The organism is Rhodococcus sp. PAMC28707 (assembly GCF_004795915.1).
GTDB lineage: Bacteria > Actinomycetota > Actinomycetes > Mycobacteriales > Mycobacteriaceae > Rhodococcoides.
This window is the reverse complement of record NZ_CP039253.1, coordinates 1406143-1420955: the sequence shown is the minus strand read 5'-3', so window position 1 is coordinate 1420955 and position 14813 is coordinate 1406143. Positions and strand designations below refer to the sequence as shown.

Genomic DNA, 14813 nt, shown 5'->3' with positions numbered 1-14813 from the left:
GATCCATGCCTGCGGCAACGAAGAAGACCGATCAGGCCGACAGGCTCGAACAGTCCGGTGGGCTCGCCGAGACGAACTCGCGCCGCGCTCTCGGCCTACTCGTTCTGCTCGGCGTTCTTGCCGCGATCTGTTTGCTCAGTATCGCGGTCGGCACCAAGTACATTCCGCCGAGCGAGGTCTGGGATGCACTGTTCCATTTCGACGAGTCGAGCAATCACGTCATCATCCGCGAGATCCGCGTACCGCGGACCGTGCTGGGGTTGATCGTCGGCGTCGCTCTCGGTGTCAGCGGCGCGCTCATTCAGGCTATGACGCGTAACCCGTTGGCGGACCCCGGCATCCTCGGAGTCAACGCCGGCGCGGCCTTCTTCGTCGCGCTCGCTGTCGGCATGCTCGGATTCACCGGCATCTGGTCCTACATCTGGTTCGCGTTTCTCGGCGCCATCCTCGCGACGGTGGCGGTGTATGCACTCGGGTCCATGTCACGAGCAGGCGCGACGCCGATCCGGCTCACGCTGTCCGGAATTGCGCTGTCCGCGGTGCTCGGGGGCATCACCTCCGGCATGCTGTTGCTCGATCCTGATGCGTTCGACAAGATGCGCTTGTGGGGTGTTGGTTCGCTGGCTGGCCGTGGACTGGACATTTCGTTGGCGATCTTGCCGTTCGTCATCGTCGGTTCGGTGCTCGCACTCGTCATCGCGCGACCCCTCAATGCCCTTGCTCTGGGAGACGACCTCGCGCTTTCGCTGGGTGCGAAAGTGAACAGCACCCGGGTGATCGGTGTCGTTGCAGTCACTCTTCTGGCCGGTGCTGCGACGGCGGCCGCAGGTCCGATCGGCTTCGTCGGCTTGATGATTCCGCATATGGTGCGGTGGTTCGTCGGACCCGATCAGCGGTGGATCCTGCTGTACACCGTTGGCGCGGCGCCGTGTCTGCTGCTGCTCTCCGACATCGTCGGGCGTCTGGTCATCAGGCCTGGCGAACTGCAGGTCGGGATCGTCACCGCGTTCGTCGGAGCGCCGGTACTGATCTTTCTCGTGCGCCGCAAGAAAGTCAGTGGGCTGTGACGACCGAGACCGAGGTCGATTTCGGTCGCAGAGTCCGCATAATGCGTTTTGCCGGTGACAAGTTCAGCGGGCGGGTAGACATCCGCACCGTGGTGGTCTGCAGCATTCTGGCGCTCGTATCGCTCGCCGTCGCGGTCCTCGCGCTCGGCACCGGTGACTACTACATCCCGCCGGGCGAAGTATTGGCTGCGGTGTTTTCCGATGCCGGGCGGTTCACCGAACTGATCGTCATGCAGTGGCGATTCCCGAGAGTTGCCCTGGCCTTGCTTCTCGGTGGCGCTCTGGGTGTGTCGGGTGCGATTTTTCAATCGCTGACGCGAAATCCGTTGGGAAGCCCTGACATCATCGGCTTCGATACCGGCTCGTACACCGGTGCGCTGATCGTCATCCTCGCGCTGGGAGGCGGCTACTATCCCACCGGCGTGGGCGCCTTCGTCGGTGGGATCTCGACCGCTGCAGTGGTGTACGTCCTCGCTTTCAAACGTGGAGTACAAGGATTTCGGCTGATCATCGTCGGGATTGCGATCAGCGCGATCCTGGCGTCGGTCAACACCTGGTTGATCGTCAAAGCCGATCTCTCCGATGCGCTGGCCGCCGCTGTGTGGGGCGCGGGGACTCTCAACGGCCTCAGCTGGGGGCAGGTACTTCCGGTGGTGATCGTGTTGATCGTTCTGACGCCGCTGCTCGCTGTCTTCGCGGGGCGCCTACGGATGCTCGAGCTGGGCGACGACGCCGCGAAAGCGCTCGGTATCCGGGCGGAGCCGACGCGGCTGATACTTATCGTTCTCGGAGTGGCGCTGACTGCGCTCGTCACGGCCGTAGCCGGTCCGATCTCGTTCATCTCGCTCGCTGCGCCGCAGCTGGCACGACGGTTGACCAAGACTGCGGGTGTCGCGCTGATTCCGTCGGCGGTGATGGGTGCATTGCTGCTGCTCGTCAGTGACTTTGCCGCGCAGCGCATATTCGCGCCGACGCAGTTGCCGGTCGGTGTCGTGACGGTGTCCATCGGTGGGGCATATTTCGTGTGGTTGTTGGCTCGGGAAGGTAGAAAACAGTGACCGGAAAGAAGCCGCGCTTGCATGCGGACGACGTCACGATCGGATACGACAAGCGCATCGTCAGTGAGGGGCTGACCGTCGAGATTCCGGACGGTAAGTTCACCGTCATCGTCGGTCCCAACGCGAGTGGCAAATCGACCCTACTGCGTGCACTGTCGCGGTTGTTGAAACCGACGGTCGGGACAGTACTTCTGGACGGCAAGGCGATCTCGACGTATCCGGCCAAGGAAGTTGCCCGACGCCTCGGGCTGCTGCCGCAGACTTCCATCGCGCCGGATGGCATCTCGGTGGCGGATCTCGTTGCACGCGGCCGTTATCCGCATCAGAAGCTGATCAGGCAATGGTCGCGAGACGACGAGGCTGCTGTCGTGTTCGCGATGAACGCGACCGGCGTGAGCGACCTCTCCGGCCGGTTGGTCGACGAGTTGTCCGGAGGTCAGCGTCAGCGAGTATGGGTGGCAATGGTTCTCGCCCAGCAAACCCCGTTGATGTTGCTCGACGAACCAACCACTTTCCTCGATATCGCGCACCAGATCGACGTTCTCGATCTGTGCGCGCAACTCAATCGAGATCAGGGCACCACGATGGTCGCGGTGCTGCACGATCTCAATCACGCCTGCCGCTATGCAGATCACATCATCGCGATGAAGGACGGCGCGGTTGTCACTCGCGGTAATCCTGCGGAGGTCATCACCGCGGAACTGGTGGAGGCGGTATTCGGATTGCCGTGTCGCATCATCGAGGATCCGGAGTCGCTCACGCCGTTGGTCATTCCGCTCGCGCGCCCACGACCCTCGTGATGGATGCCGGTCATGCTCGCAGCGTGGCACCGCCGTCGACGTAGAGCGATTGCATGGTGATGTGACGGGCTCGATCCGACAGTAGGAATTCGACAGCGTCGGCTGCTGCACCGTCGTCGTGCGGACACGAGACCCCGTGTCGATAGTGGTACGAGATATCCATGCACGGCCCTTCCGTGACGCTTCGATCCGTCGACTCGCGGCATTGGCTAGGGAAGCCCGTAACCCCATTTGTGTGTAGGTTAGGCTAAGTTTATTTCCTGACGGCTGGTGTCGAAGCTTCTGCGGGATGAGTGAAGATGTCCGGCCCGGCCGCGAACACCGCGTGCCGGTTACGATCGACGATCTCGAAAGGGTCTACCTCAGTGTCTGATTCACAGTTTCGACGGCATGGTCTTCGCATATTTGCCACCGCATCGGTGGCATTCGTAGCGCTAGGGCTGGCTTCGTGCAGCTCCGAGCACTCGAGCGAGGACGCCTCGGGTACCGAGACGCGAGTGGTCTCCACCGACAAGGGCGACATCACGGTGCCTGCCGAGCCACAAAAGATCGCCGTGCTGTCGGCAGGCCTAGCCGGCTACCTGTTCACACTCGATGCCCCCATCGCGATCACCGACACCAGGCTGCTCGGAGTGACGAACCTCGACGGCGGCTTCCCACCGCAGTGGGCGGAAAAGGCAGACAAGCAGGGTACGCAAGAACTGCCTGCTGGTGAAACGTTGAACATCGAGGCACTCGCCGCAGCCGAACCCGACCTCATCATCGGTGGCGGCCAGGGAATCTCGGCTGTTCAGGCGAACGAGTCGTACGATCAGCTCAGCAATATCGCACCGACGGTCTTGATTTCGTCCTCGTTGGCAACGTGGCAAGAACAGCTGACCGCGGTCGCCGAGGCCGCCGGTGAGAGCGAGAAGGTCGACGGTCTGCTGCAGGCCTACGAAGACAAGGTCGCCGAGGTGAAGGACGCGATCACCATTCCAGCGACGCCCGTGTCGTACTTCTTGTCGCTGAGTACCAACGAGCCCGCGTTCATCCCACAGAGCGCCACCTTGCCCACACTGCTCTCGGCCGTCGGTTTCGAGCCGGACGACGTCATCACCAAGGCGAACAACCCCGAACTGTACGGCTCGGGTGACTCGTTCATCATCAGCAACGAACTGTTGGCGCCGGTAGGCAGTGCCCCGGCCATGTTCGTCGTCCCGGTCGCCGGACGCACTCTCGCAGAGCTCCAACAGGATCCGCTGTACGTCGGCCTGCCTGCATTCGCCGGCAACAAGGTCTACGAACTGCCTGCTACCAGCTACCGTCCTGACTACGACGGCGTGATGGCAACTCTGGACCAGGTCCAGGAGATGTTCACCGAATAGGACGATTCGGCCCGAAACCTGTTCGCCGAACAACGAGGGAAAACACTGTGCTCACCCGTGAGACCGTCATCGGCGATATCGCCACCGCCCTGGATCGGCCGGTCTGCGAGTGCTGAACACTTCTGAGAGAGAGGCATTTTCGATGGTGGCGACTGTTCGCGAGGTCGAGGTTTTTCCGATTTGCATACGAGAACTGGACGTTCTACGGGTGGAGGACATCACCCCAGGAATGCGTCGAGTGATCGTCGGGGGTCCCTCGATGGATCGCCACGTTCGCGACGGCGTCGAGCTTCCGCCAGTACGTACCAGGGGCTTCGACGACGACGTCAAGATTCTGCCCGTCGACCCAGCGACCGGCACCCTGCCGTTCACGGTTCCGGTCAACTCCGACAACGGGACGGTCGACTGGCCGGCGGGCTCGTTCCAGTACAGCCGGACGTACACCGTGCGCCGCTTCGACGAGGAAACCCGTGAGATGGCACTGGACTTCGCGATGCACGATGGTGGGCTGGCAGCTGGCTGGGCATTCGGAGTGCAGGCGGGGGAGAAGATCCTCATCGCCGGGCCGAAACATTCTTCGTCGCTGCCGCGTGAGGTGGATTGGATGCTGATCGCCGGAGACGAGACCGCGCTGCCCGCCATCGCGCATTGCCTCGAAAAGCTGCCCGCAGATCTGCCGGCGACCGTGGTGATCGAGGTGGCCGAGCCCTCGCACCGCCAGGAACTGTTCTCCGCGGCTTCGGTGGACATCACCTGGCTGTACCGCTCGGAGAACGACGGCCAGTCGCGGATGGTGGACACTGTGCAGGCCGCGCAGTGGCGTCCAGGCCAGCCGTATCTCTGGGTCGCCGGTGAGGCGTCGACCATCAAGCCTTTGCGCCGATGGGCCAAGCAGGACAAGCAGATCCCGAAGCAGTTCGTCGAGATCGCCGGATACTGGCGTTTTCGTGAGACGAGCACGATAGTTGCGGGCCAATCGGTTCTCGATCCCGCAGGTGAGCCGAGTCCCGACGAACGACTCCACGAAATGTCGGAACTACTGCCACCTTTCGCTATTCGTACCGCGGTGACAGTGGGTATCTTTGCCGCCGTCGACGGCGGCAAAGAGTCCGCGGACGCAATTGCAGCGGAATGCGCGACGCATCCGGGTGCGACGGCGAAGCTGCTGCGACACCTCGTGCTGATGGATCTCATGAGCCACGACGACGGCCGCTTCACCCTGACCGAGATGGGATCCATCCTGGCCGATCAGGACACTTTCGCCAGTCAGGCATTGCACTTCGACAAGATCCACACTCGTCTGGATCTGGCGTTCCTCGGATTGCTCGAATCGGTTCGGACGGGGTTGCCCGCAGCCGCGCACAGCTTCCTCGACAAGAAAACCGATCCGAGTTTTATCGAAGACTTCCACGAAGAGTCCGCGTTCGGAGCGGTATACCGTGCCCCGGCATTGCCGGATGCGGTGGACCTGGAAGAGGTAACGTCCGTCGCGATCTACGGCGAAGGTGCCGGGGTGTACGCCGATACGCTGGCACGCGTACGTCCGGAAATGTCGATATCTCTCGTCGGGCTTCCGGCCTTGAACGCCAGGAACCTCGGTGACGTCGCGGAGACGCGTCGGGACGCAATCACCCGCGTCGACGCCAGCGAATTCGCAGCTTTGGTAGCACCCGTCGACTTGGTGATCGCTGTCGACGTGCTCGACACGCATCCGGACTCCGACGCTCTGTTGCTGTTGCGCACTCTCGGGGCATCCGCCAGGCGAGTCGTGCTGATCACCGACCTACTCGATCCGTCGACGACGGACGATCACGATACCGAGGAGGACCTGCTGCGGCTGTGTCTCTACGGCGCCGGGCGTCGTACCGAAGCGGAGGTGTGCGCGTTGGTAGCCGAATCCGGCGGTGGAGTCGCACGGGTGGGGTCACTGGGGTGGGGGTCGACGGTGTTGGAGTTCGCGGCACCCCTGTACGAAAGTGGCAGGGTAGGCTAGCCTACGTCAATGGTCATCGTGACGGGGGCGAAGAAATGAGTGAAGGCGAACTCGGCTTCTACTATGCAGACGTAGTAGGCGTCGAACAGCTCACCACGCACATGGTTCGGGTGACGTTCGGCGGTGAGCACCTGGCCCGGTACGAGGGCATCGGTGCACCGGACGAATGCGTCGCCGTCTACTTCCCGCGCGACGGTGAAACCGCCCCACCGCCGATGACCGCGGTCGACGGAGTCTGGTGGTACCACGGAATCGAAGACGTCCCCGACGGTCGTAACTACACGGTCCGGCGGTTGAACAGTGCCGCAGGCGAGCTGATCATCGACTTTTTCGCACACGACGGGGGAGTCGCAGCCACCTGGGCGCTGCAGGCAAGCGTCGGCCAACGGGTGCTGCTGGCGCGTCCGCGATCCTGGTACCGCGTTCCGGCCGACGTCCAATGGCAACTCCTCGTCGCCGACATGACCGGACTCCCCGCGCTCGGACGCATCATCGAGGAACTTCCGGCCGGTGCCCGAGCTCACGCAGTCGTAGAGGTCCTCGAGCGGGGCGACATCCAAAGCTTCGACACCGCAGCATCCGTCACCTACGACTGGCGCATCGGTTCCGGAAACGGTGACTGCGCAAGCGTTCTCGACGAAGCCGTACGCAACTACGAACTACCCGAAGGCGTCGGATACGTGTGGTTCGCAGGTGAGGCCGCATCTTCGCGGGTAGTACGCAAGTACTTCCGCAAGGACCGAGGTTTCGACATCGCGCACTTCCACATCATCGGATACTGGCGCGCGCGATCCGAACAGTGGCTCGAGAAGTACAAGAAATACCAGGGCGAGGCACTGGCGCTCTACAACAGCGTCATCGAGGCCGGGCGCACCGAACAAGAGGCGAGCGAGGAATTCGACGCCATGCTCGAGCGCGTCGGGCTGTAGGCGACTGCGTCGCATCTGCGTCCGAGAGATACTCACTGCGTGAGTACTTCTCTGGCAGAACCCGGTATCCCGTTGGCGGTGTTATGCGTCGTCATGGCGCTGCTGGCGGCCATCGTCTATCGGGTTTCAGGTATCGGACCATCTTTCACCGTCCCTGCAGCCGCTCTGCGCGGCGTCGCGCAGCTGGCGGCTGTGTCGCTCGTACTCACGGCCGCTCTCGAGTACCTGTGGTCATCGCTCCTCGTCCTGCTGGCAATGTTCGTCGCGGCCGCATTCACCTCGGCTCGGCGATCGGAGTCGGGCCTCTCCGGATCGTGGCTCGCGATACCACTCGCCGCCGGGATCGGCGTCGTGGTTCCGCTGTGTCTGATGACCGGGGTTGTTCCAGCACAAGGGATTGCAATAGTGCCGGTGGGCGGAATCATTCTCGGCGGCACGATGATCGCGACATCTCTTTCCGCGCGCAGGTCTCTCGACGCTCTCTCTCAGCGGCGTGGTGAAGTCGAGGCGGCCCTGAGCCTTGGGCTCAGTGAACGAGATTCACGGTTGGAAGTAATTCGACCGACGGCCGCTGATGCGCTTCTACCCGGACTGGATCAAACGAGGACAGTCGGCCTCGTTACGCTGCCGGGCGCATTCGTGGGAGTGCTATTGGCCAGTGGGTCTGCCATCCAGGCCGGAGCGGTTCAGATTCTCGTTCTGGTCGGCATACTCTTGGCGCAGAGCCTGGCGGCGTCGTTTACCGTCGAATTCGTGGCGCGCGGTTACGTACAGCGCTCCCCGCGAGTCAAGTAGTCACCTTCTTCGGCATGAACAACGCAGCAACAGCCATCAGTACGGCAGCCGCCGCCACCCCGAGAAAGACCACGTGGATGGCGTCGGACAGCTGTTGTGGATCGGGTTCGCCGGGGCCGGAGATCCGAGAGTTGACGATGGCTCCGAAGATTGCGACGCCAACGGCACTTCCGATCGATCGCGCAAACATGTTGGTGGCGGTGACGACGCCACGTTCGGACCATTCGACGCTCGATTGCGCGGCGATGAGGGTGGGACTTGCGATCAACCCCATACCGAGACCGATGACGAAACATACGACGGCGATCTGCCAGATGGCGCTACCGGAACCGATGAACGTCGACGCCACCGCACCGACGAGGGCGATGGACGCGCCGGTCAACGCGGTCGTGCGGAAGCCGAACCGCAGATAGAGCCTGCCCGATTGCGAGGCAGCGATCGGCCATCCAAGGGTGAGCGTCGCGAGTGCGAACCCCGCCACGATCGCGCCGGTCCCGAGCACCCCTTGGACGAAGGTCGGTACATACGAGGTCAGGCCCAGAACCAGCGCTCCGACGAGCAACGAGATGACGCTACTGACGAGAAGGACTCGCCGGGTGAAGACCCACAACGGCAGAATCGGCTCGGGCACTCGCGTCTGCACCCACGCGAACAACGTGAGTGCGAGGACACATGCGGAAAAGATCGAGAGACTGATCGGCGACGCCCATGACCACGACTGTCCGCCTTCGAGCAGACCCAGCAGCATCAGTGCTGCACCCGTGGTGAGCAGCCCCGCTCCTAGGTAGTCGATCTTCGGCGTCGTCCGTTCTACGGCACCCTCGTGGAACTTGGTGATCAGCATCCACGCCGCGAGCAGACACAACGGGATGTTGACGAAGAAGATCCAACGCCACGACAGGTATTCGGAGAAGATGCCGCCGAGGGCCGGACCCAGCACCGCCGACATGGCCCAGACGCTTGCGAGATATCCCTGTGCTTTTGCGCGTTCGGCCAACGTGTAGATGTCACCGGCAATCGTGATCGACATCGGTTGCACGGCGCCCGCGCCGAGACCCTGGACCGCTCGAAAAGCGATCAGCGCCGGCATGCTCCACGCCAGTCCGCACAGAATCGAACCGAGCAGGAAGACGCCGATGCCGAACAGCATGATCTTCTTGCGTCCGAACAGGTCGGACAACTTGCCGTACAGCGGCACCGACACGGCCTGGGCAAGCAGGTAGATCGAGAACAACCACGGGAACTGACCGAAGCCGCCGAGGTCGCCGACGATGGTCAGGACTGCGGTGGCGATGATCGTGGAGTCCAACGCAACCAGCGAGGTGCTGAGCATCAACGCGATGAGTACGGGCCCACGTTCGGACCGGAAGCCGACGTCGGCGACTTCGTTGTTCGTTGCCATTACAGTTCATTGTTCTCCCGTCGCCGGGAGAGCGTGTCATCAGGCCCAGATAGGGTGATTACGTGCGCCCAACTCTTCATAGCTATCAGCATCTGGCCGGCGGCAAGGTTCGCGATCTCTATATCGTCGACGAAGATCACCTGCTTCTTGTCGCGAGCGACCGCATCTCCGCCTACGACCACGTCCTCGATACCCCGATCCCCGACAAGGGCAGGGTCCTGACGGCGATGAGCGTGTTCTTCTTCGACCAGCTCGGCGGAGTGAATCATCTCGCCGGCGACCCGCTCGACGAGAGGATTCCGCAGGAACTCCTCGGACGGGCTCTGGTGGTGAAGAAGCTGCAGATGGTCCCGATCGAGTGCGTCGTCCGTGGCTATCTGACGGGTTCCGGATTGTCGGACTACCGCAGCACCGGCGCGGTATGCGGAGTCGAACTGCCGCAGGGCCTTCTCGAATCCTCCAAGCTGGACGAGCCCATCTTCACCCCGGCCGCCAAGGCAGCGATGGGGGAGCACGACGAGAACGTGGACTTCCAGACCGTCGTCGATCAGGTCGGGGAAGCGCTTGCCTTCAAGCTTCGCTCGGAAACCCTCGAGATCTACATCAGTGCCGCGAATTTCGCGCTCGATCGTGGAATCATTTTGGCCGACACCAAGTTCGAGTTCGGTCTCGACCGTGACGGCAATCTCGTACTCGCAGACGAGGTTCTCACCCCCGACTCCTCGCGCTACTGGCCCGCCGACGGCTACGCCGAAGGTCGGGTGCAGCCGAGTTTCGACAAGCAGTACGTCCGCGACTGGCTCACCGGTGAATCCGGTTGGGACCGCTATGGGCAGACCCCACCGCCGCCACTTCCAGACGAAGTCGTCGCAGCGACGCGCGCACGTTACATCGAGGCCTACGAACGCATTTCGGGTCTGAACTTCGAAGATTGGGTCAAGCCATGACACTCACACCGCCGATCGCCAAGAAGGTTCCGCTGAAACGAACCCATCATGGCGATACCTTCGTGGACAATTACGAATGGTTGCGCGACAAGGACGACGCCGAGGTGATCGCCTACCTCGAAGCCGAGAACGCGTACACCGAGCAGGAGACCGCCGGGCTGGCCGAGCTGCGGGGGCAGATATTCGACGAGATCAAATCGCGCACGCAGGAAACCGATCTGTCGGTCCCGACGCGGATGGGCAACTGGTGGTACTACTCGCGCACCCTCGAAGGGAAGTCGTACGGGCTCCAATGCCGTTGCCCAGTCGACTCACCCGACAACTGGACCCCGCCGACACTGTCGGCGGACACCGAGATCGCCGGCGAGCAGATCCTCCTCGACTCCAATCTCGAAGCAGAAGGACACGACTTCTTCTCGCTCGGCGCCTTCTCGATCAGCCAGGACGGGAACCTGCTGGCCTACTCGACCGACACCGAAGGCGACGAGCGATACACGCTGCGCTTCAAGGACCTCTCGACCGGAGAACTGCTCGCAGACACGATCGAAAACGTCTCCACGGGTGCAACGTGGGCTATCGATCACCGCCACGTCTTCTATCAAACCGTCGATGAATCCTGGCGGCCGGACACCGTGTGGCGTCACACTCTCGGTACCCCTACCGAGCAAGACCAGAAGGTCTTCCACGAGCCCGACGAAAGCTACTGGGTCGGCTTCGGATCCACTCGCAGCGAAAAATACCTGATGATCTGGGTGGGGTCGAAGATCACCACCGAATGCCTCGTCCTCGAATCCGCCGATCCGGAAGGCGAATTCCGCGTCGTTCTGCCGCGCGTCGACGGTGTCGAATACAGCGTCGAACACGCTGTCGTGAAGGGTGAGGATCGATTCCTCATCCAGCACAACGGATCGGTGAACGGCTGGGGCACCGAAGGGGAGAAGGCCGAGAACTTTCTGCTCGCCGAGGCCCCCGTCGACAATCCCGAGGACCAGCGGATCCTCGTTCCACATCGCACCGACGTTCGACTCGAGGACGTCGATGCGTTCGCCGACCACCTCGTACTCAATTATCGACGCGAGGCTCTGACGCGGCTGGCGATCTGGCCGCTCGACGAGAACGGTTACGGCGAGTACACGGAGATGACGTTCGACGAGGAGCTCTACTCCGTCGGAGCGGGTTCCAACCCGGAGTGGAGTCAGCCTCTGCTGCGTCTGGTGTACACCTCGTTCATCACCCCCGCCAAGGTCTACGACTACGACCTCGCGACGGGTGAGATGCTGCTGCGTAGGTCGCAGCCGGTATTGGGTGACTTCGACGCGAACGACTATGTGCAGCATCGTGAGTGGGCCACTGCCGCGGACGGAACTCGAGTTCCGTTGTCGGTCGTCCTACGCAAGGATGCGCCGGATGGGGCCGCTCCGACGCTGCTGTACGGCTACGGTTCGTACGAGGCGAGCATGGATCCGTCCTTCTCGGTCGCCCGACTCTCGCTGCTGGATCGGGGCATCGTGTTCGTCGTCGCGCATGTTCGCGGCGGCGGCGAAATGGGTAGAGCGTGGTACGACAACGGCAAGACCCTGACGAAGAAGAACACGTTCACCGACTTCGTCTCTGCCGCACAGTATCTGATCGACAGTGGGCGTACCTCGCCCGATCATCTCGTCGCCGACGGCGGAAGCGCGGGTGGCCTGCTGATGGGCGCGGTCGCGAACCTCGCACCCGAACTGTTCAACGGGATTCTCGCCAATGTGCCCTTCGTCGATCCCTTGACCTCCATCCTCGACCCATCGCTGCCACTGACCGTCATCGAATGGGACGAATGGGGTAATCCGTTGGCCGACATGGAGGTGTACGAGTACATGAAGTCCTACAGCCCCTACGAGAACGTAGAGGCGAAGGACTACCCGAGCATCCTGGCGATCACCTCGATCAACGACACCCGCGTGCTGTACGTCGAGCCGGCGAAATGGGTTGCTGCGCTGCGCGCTACGAAGACCGGCGACTCCGACCTGCTGCTCAAGACCGAAATGAGTGCGGGCCACGGTGGCGTCAGTGGACGATACGAGAAGTGGAAGGAAGCAGCCTTCGAGTACGCCTGGATCGTGGACAAGACAGGCGGTTCGCTCGACTACCGCCAGAGGTAACGGACCTGCGGTCGACCCGCTTTGCCGTATTCGGTGATGCGGGTGACCAGTCCGTCGTCGGCGAGGCGCTCGAGGTACCTCCAGGCCGTTACTCGCGACACCCCGCCCGCCTGGGCGACCTCGGAGGCGTTGAGGCCGGCGGGCGCCCGTCGGACGATGGCGGTGATGCCGTCCATCGTCTGTGGCGCAATGCCTTTGGGTGTGGAGGCGCGCTCGTCGGCGATGCGCAGATGGGACATCGCGCGGTCGATGTCGCGTTGACTGGCCGCACTCTTACCCGCAGGCAGCGCGTCGTGAAATTCGCGATACCGCTCGAGCTTGTCGCGGAACGCCGCGAACGTGAACGGCTTGAGGAGATACAGAACGACACCATGGGCGACCGCGGACCGCACGACCGAGAGGTCACGCTCGGACGTGATGGCGATGACGTCCGGGCTCGGACGCAGACCGCCCAGAGCAGCCGCCACGTCGATGCCGTTGGCGTCGGGCAGGCCGATATCGAGAAGGACGAGATCTATGGGTTCCTCGGCTCGGCTTGCCGCGCGCATCGCCCCGTGTCCGCTGTGCGCGACGGCGGCGACGGTGAAGCCGGGCACTCGGTCGACGTAGCTTCGGTGCGCCTCGGCGATCAGCGGTTCGTCGTCCACGACCAGGACCCTGATCACGACCGGACTCCGGACGGGATGCGAGCGAGAAGTACTGAACCGTAGGTGAGTGCGGTGGTCAACTCCCCGCGGTGGCGCTTGACGATCTGGGTGACCAACGCGAGTCCGAGTCCACGGGAATCGGCCTTCGTCGAATAGCCGCGAGTCATTGCCGTACGCAGCGTTTCCGGTGACATTCCTGGGCCGCTGTCGGCCACGCGAACGATGAGGACCTCACCGGAGTCACGGACCGTCACTTCGACCCACGGTTGTTCGGATTCTTTCGAGGCATCGATCGCATTGTCTATCAGATTTCCCACCACGGTGACCAATTCGCGCGGAGTCAGCACGCCCACGAGTCCGAGCGCAGTGTCCTCGGTGACGGTCAGTTCCACGCCTTGTTCGCCGGCCTGACTCATCTTGCCGAGCAGCAGTGCCGCCAGTGCGGGTTCCTGGACCGATGCCATCAATCGGTCGATCAGATGCTGTGACAACTCCAGGTCTGCAGTTGCGAACTCGACAGCTTCTTCGGAGCGGCCGAGTTCGACCATGGTGATGACCGTGTGCAGACGGTTCGCCGATTCATGGGCCTGCGACCGGAGTGACTCGGCGAAGCTGCGGACCGAATCGAGTTCGCCCATGATGTTCTGCAGTTCGGTGCGGTCACGGATGCTGAGGACCTGGCCGAGCCGAGTGCCCTCCCACATCACCGGATCCTGGTTGACGAACAGGACCCTGGAATCGGTGAGATGAAGTTCGCCGCGGACGATGCCGGTGTCCATCGACTGCATCGACTCCGGCAGCGAGGCCCGCGTCACCGGCCCATCCGCGAGGTCGAGAAGTCGACGCGCTTCGTCGTTGACGAGTTCGGCACTTTCACCCTCGCCGAACACCACCAGTCCTTCCCCGATCGAATGCAGCACGGCATCGTGATGGCCGTACATGGTGCGCAACTGCGCAGGCGCCATTCCCAGGGTCTGCCGTCGGAGGCGTCGACCGAGAAGCACGGATCCTGCTGCAGCGGCAGCGAATCCCGCAAGTACGACGGCGAAGATCATGGGTAGACCACGAACGAACTGTTCGCTGATCTTCGCGCGGGTGACGCCTGCCGATACGAGGCCGACGATATTTCCCGAGGTGTCGATGACCGGGGTGACCGAACGGATCGATGGACCGAGCGACCCGACGTACGTCTCGGTGATGGTCTCACCGCGCAGAGCGTCATCGATGTTGCCGCTGAACGGTTTACCGATCAGGTCGACGGTCGTGTGCGTGAATCTGGTGCGGTCCGGGGCCATGACGACGATGAAGTCGACGCCGGTGATCTTGCGGATGCGTTCGGTTTCGGGTTGTAGCCGAGCCGTCGGATTCTCGGAGGCAACAGCCAACGGCGTCGACGGTTCATTGGCGATGCTGGCGGCTACCGCGACGACTACCCGGGATGTCGCTTCGTCACTGTTGGAGCGTTCGTTCAGAACGGTGAGGATGCCGCCTGCAGCGACGACGACAGCGATGACCGCCAGCTGCAAGAGCAATACCTGCCCTGCCACGCTCGTCGGACGCTTGGCCATGTCATGTCACCTCGAAGAAATAGTAGAACCATGAACAGAATGAACGTATTGGTGACTGTGGCCTCGATCTGCACCAGCATCGTTCCCTAGCGCGGC

Annotated in this window: 12 protein-coding genes and 1 pseudogene; 9 read left to right on the top strand and 4 right to left on the bottom strand. The window is 62.6% G+C overall.

From position 1 onward, the window contains the following. Positions 1-5 precede the first annotated feature (5 nt). The 3 genes from E5720_RS06450 to E5720_RS06440 are packed head-to-tail and all read left to right on the top strand — an operon-like array spanning position 6 to position 2925. Positions 6-1067: an iron chelate uptake ABC transporter family permease subunit gene (locus tag E5720_RS06450; RefSeq protein WP_136169960.1), complete on the top strand. Its 1062-nt coding sequence runs from the start codon at positions 6-8 to the stop codon at positions 1065-1067. A gap of 41 nt (positions 1068-1108) precedes the next feature. Next, positions 1109-2125, top strand: a complete 1017-nt coding sequence (locus tag E5720_RS06445) for an iron chelate uptake ABC transporter family permease subunit (protein ID WP_136172486.1) — start codon at positions 1109-1111, stop codon at positions 2123-2125. Next, positions 2122-2925 carry an ABC transporter ATP-binding protein gene (locus E5720_RS06440; protein ID WP_136169959.1) on the top strand — a complete coding sequence of 268 codons (804 nt, stop codon included), beginning with the start codon at positions 2122-2124 and terminating at the stop codon, positions 2923-2925. Before E5720_RS06445 ends, E5720_RS06440 begins: the two co-directional genes overlap by 4 nt. A gap of 10 nt (positions 2926-2935) precedes the next feature. Here E5720_RS06440 and E5720_RS06435 read toward each other — a convergent pair. Continuing rightward, positions 2936-3028 (bottom strand): annotated as a pseudogene (locus E5720_RS06435) (2,3-dihydro-2,3-dihydroxybenzoate dehydrogenase); the annotation flags it as partial. 262 nt (positions 3029-3290) lie between these two features. On the opposite strand from E5720_RS06435, the gene E5720_RS06430 reads away from it, so the two are divergent. From E5720_RS06430 to E5720_RS06415, 4 genes are all read left to right on the top strand, one after another. Beyond that, entirely contained in the window at positions 3291-4292 is a 1002-nt protein-coding gene (locus tag E5720_RS06430) for an ABC transporter substrate-binding protein (protein WP_247596188.1), read from the top strand. Positions 4293-4434: 142 nt separating this feature from the next. After that, positions 4435-6285 carry a siderophore-interacting protein gene (locus E5720_RS06425; protein ID WP_136169957.1) on the top strand — a complete coding sequence of 617 codons (1851 nt, stop codon included), beginning with the start codon at positions 4435-4437 and terminating at the stop codon, positions 6283-6285. A gap of 35 nt (positions 6286-6320) precedes the next feature. After that, positions 6321-7214 (top strand): siderophore-interacting protein, encoded by an 894-nt coding sequence (locus E5720_RS06420; protein WP_136169956.1) that lies wholly within the window; start codon positions 6321-6323, stop codon positions 7212-7214. A 39-nt stretch (positions 7215-7253) separates the two neighbouring features. After that, entirely contained in the window at positions 7254-8009 is a 756-nt protein-coding gene (locus E5720_RS06415) for an ABC transporter permease (RefSeq protein ID WP_136169955.1), read from the top strand. On the opposite strand, the gene E5720_RS06410 is transcribed toward E5720_RS06415, so the two are convergent. Further along, positions 8002-9411 (bottom strand): MDR family MFS transporter, encoded by a 1410-nt coding sequence (locus E5720_RS06410; protein ID WP_136169954.1) that lies wholly within the window; start codon positions 9409-9411, stop codon positions 8002-8004. The two genes, E5720_RS06415 and E5720_RS06410, sit on opposite strands and share 8 nt — an antisense overlap. A gap of 62 nt (positions 9412-9473) precedes the next feature. On the opposite strand from E5720_RS06410, the gene E5720_RS06405 reads away from it, so the two are divergent. Both E5720_RS06405 and E5720_RS06400 read left to right on the top strand, forming a co-directional pair. Continuing rightward, positions 9474-10358, top strand: coding sequence for a phosphoribosylaminoimidazolesuccinocarboxamide synthase (locus E5720_RS06405; RefSeq protein WP_136169953.1), 885 nt, complete (start codon positions 9474-9476; stop codon positions 10356-10358). Continuing rightward, on the top strand, positions 10355-12502 hold the full coding sequence (locus E5720_RS06400) for a S9 family peptidase (protein WP_136169952.1): 2148 nt from the start codon (positions 10355-10357) through the stop codon (positions 12500-12502). Before E5720_RS06405 ends, E5720_RS06400 begins: the two co-directional genes overlap by 4 nt. Here E5720_RS06400 and E5720_RS06395 read toward each other — a convergent pair. Both E5720_RS06395 and E5720_RS06390 read right to left on the bottom strand, forming a co-directional pair. Continuing rightward, positions 12487-13167: a response regulator gene (locus tag E5720_RS06395; protein ID WP_136169951.1), complete on the bottom strand. Its 681-nt coding sequence runs from the start codon at positions 13165-13167 to the stop codon at positions 12487-12489. The genes E5720_RS06400 and E5720_RS06395 overlap by 16 nt on opposite strands. Then, the gene (locus E5720_RS06390) at positions 13164-14717 is read right to left on the bottom strand and encodes an ATP-binding protein (RefSeq protein WP_136169950.1); all 1554 of its coding nucleotides are present in this window, start codon (positions 14715-14717) and stop codon (positions 13164-13166) included. The genes E5720_RS06395 and E5720_RS06390 overlap by 4 nt, the downstream gene beginning before the upstream one ends. Positions 14718-14813: the final 96 nt, after the last annotated feature.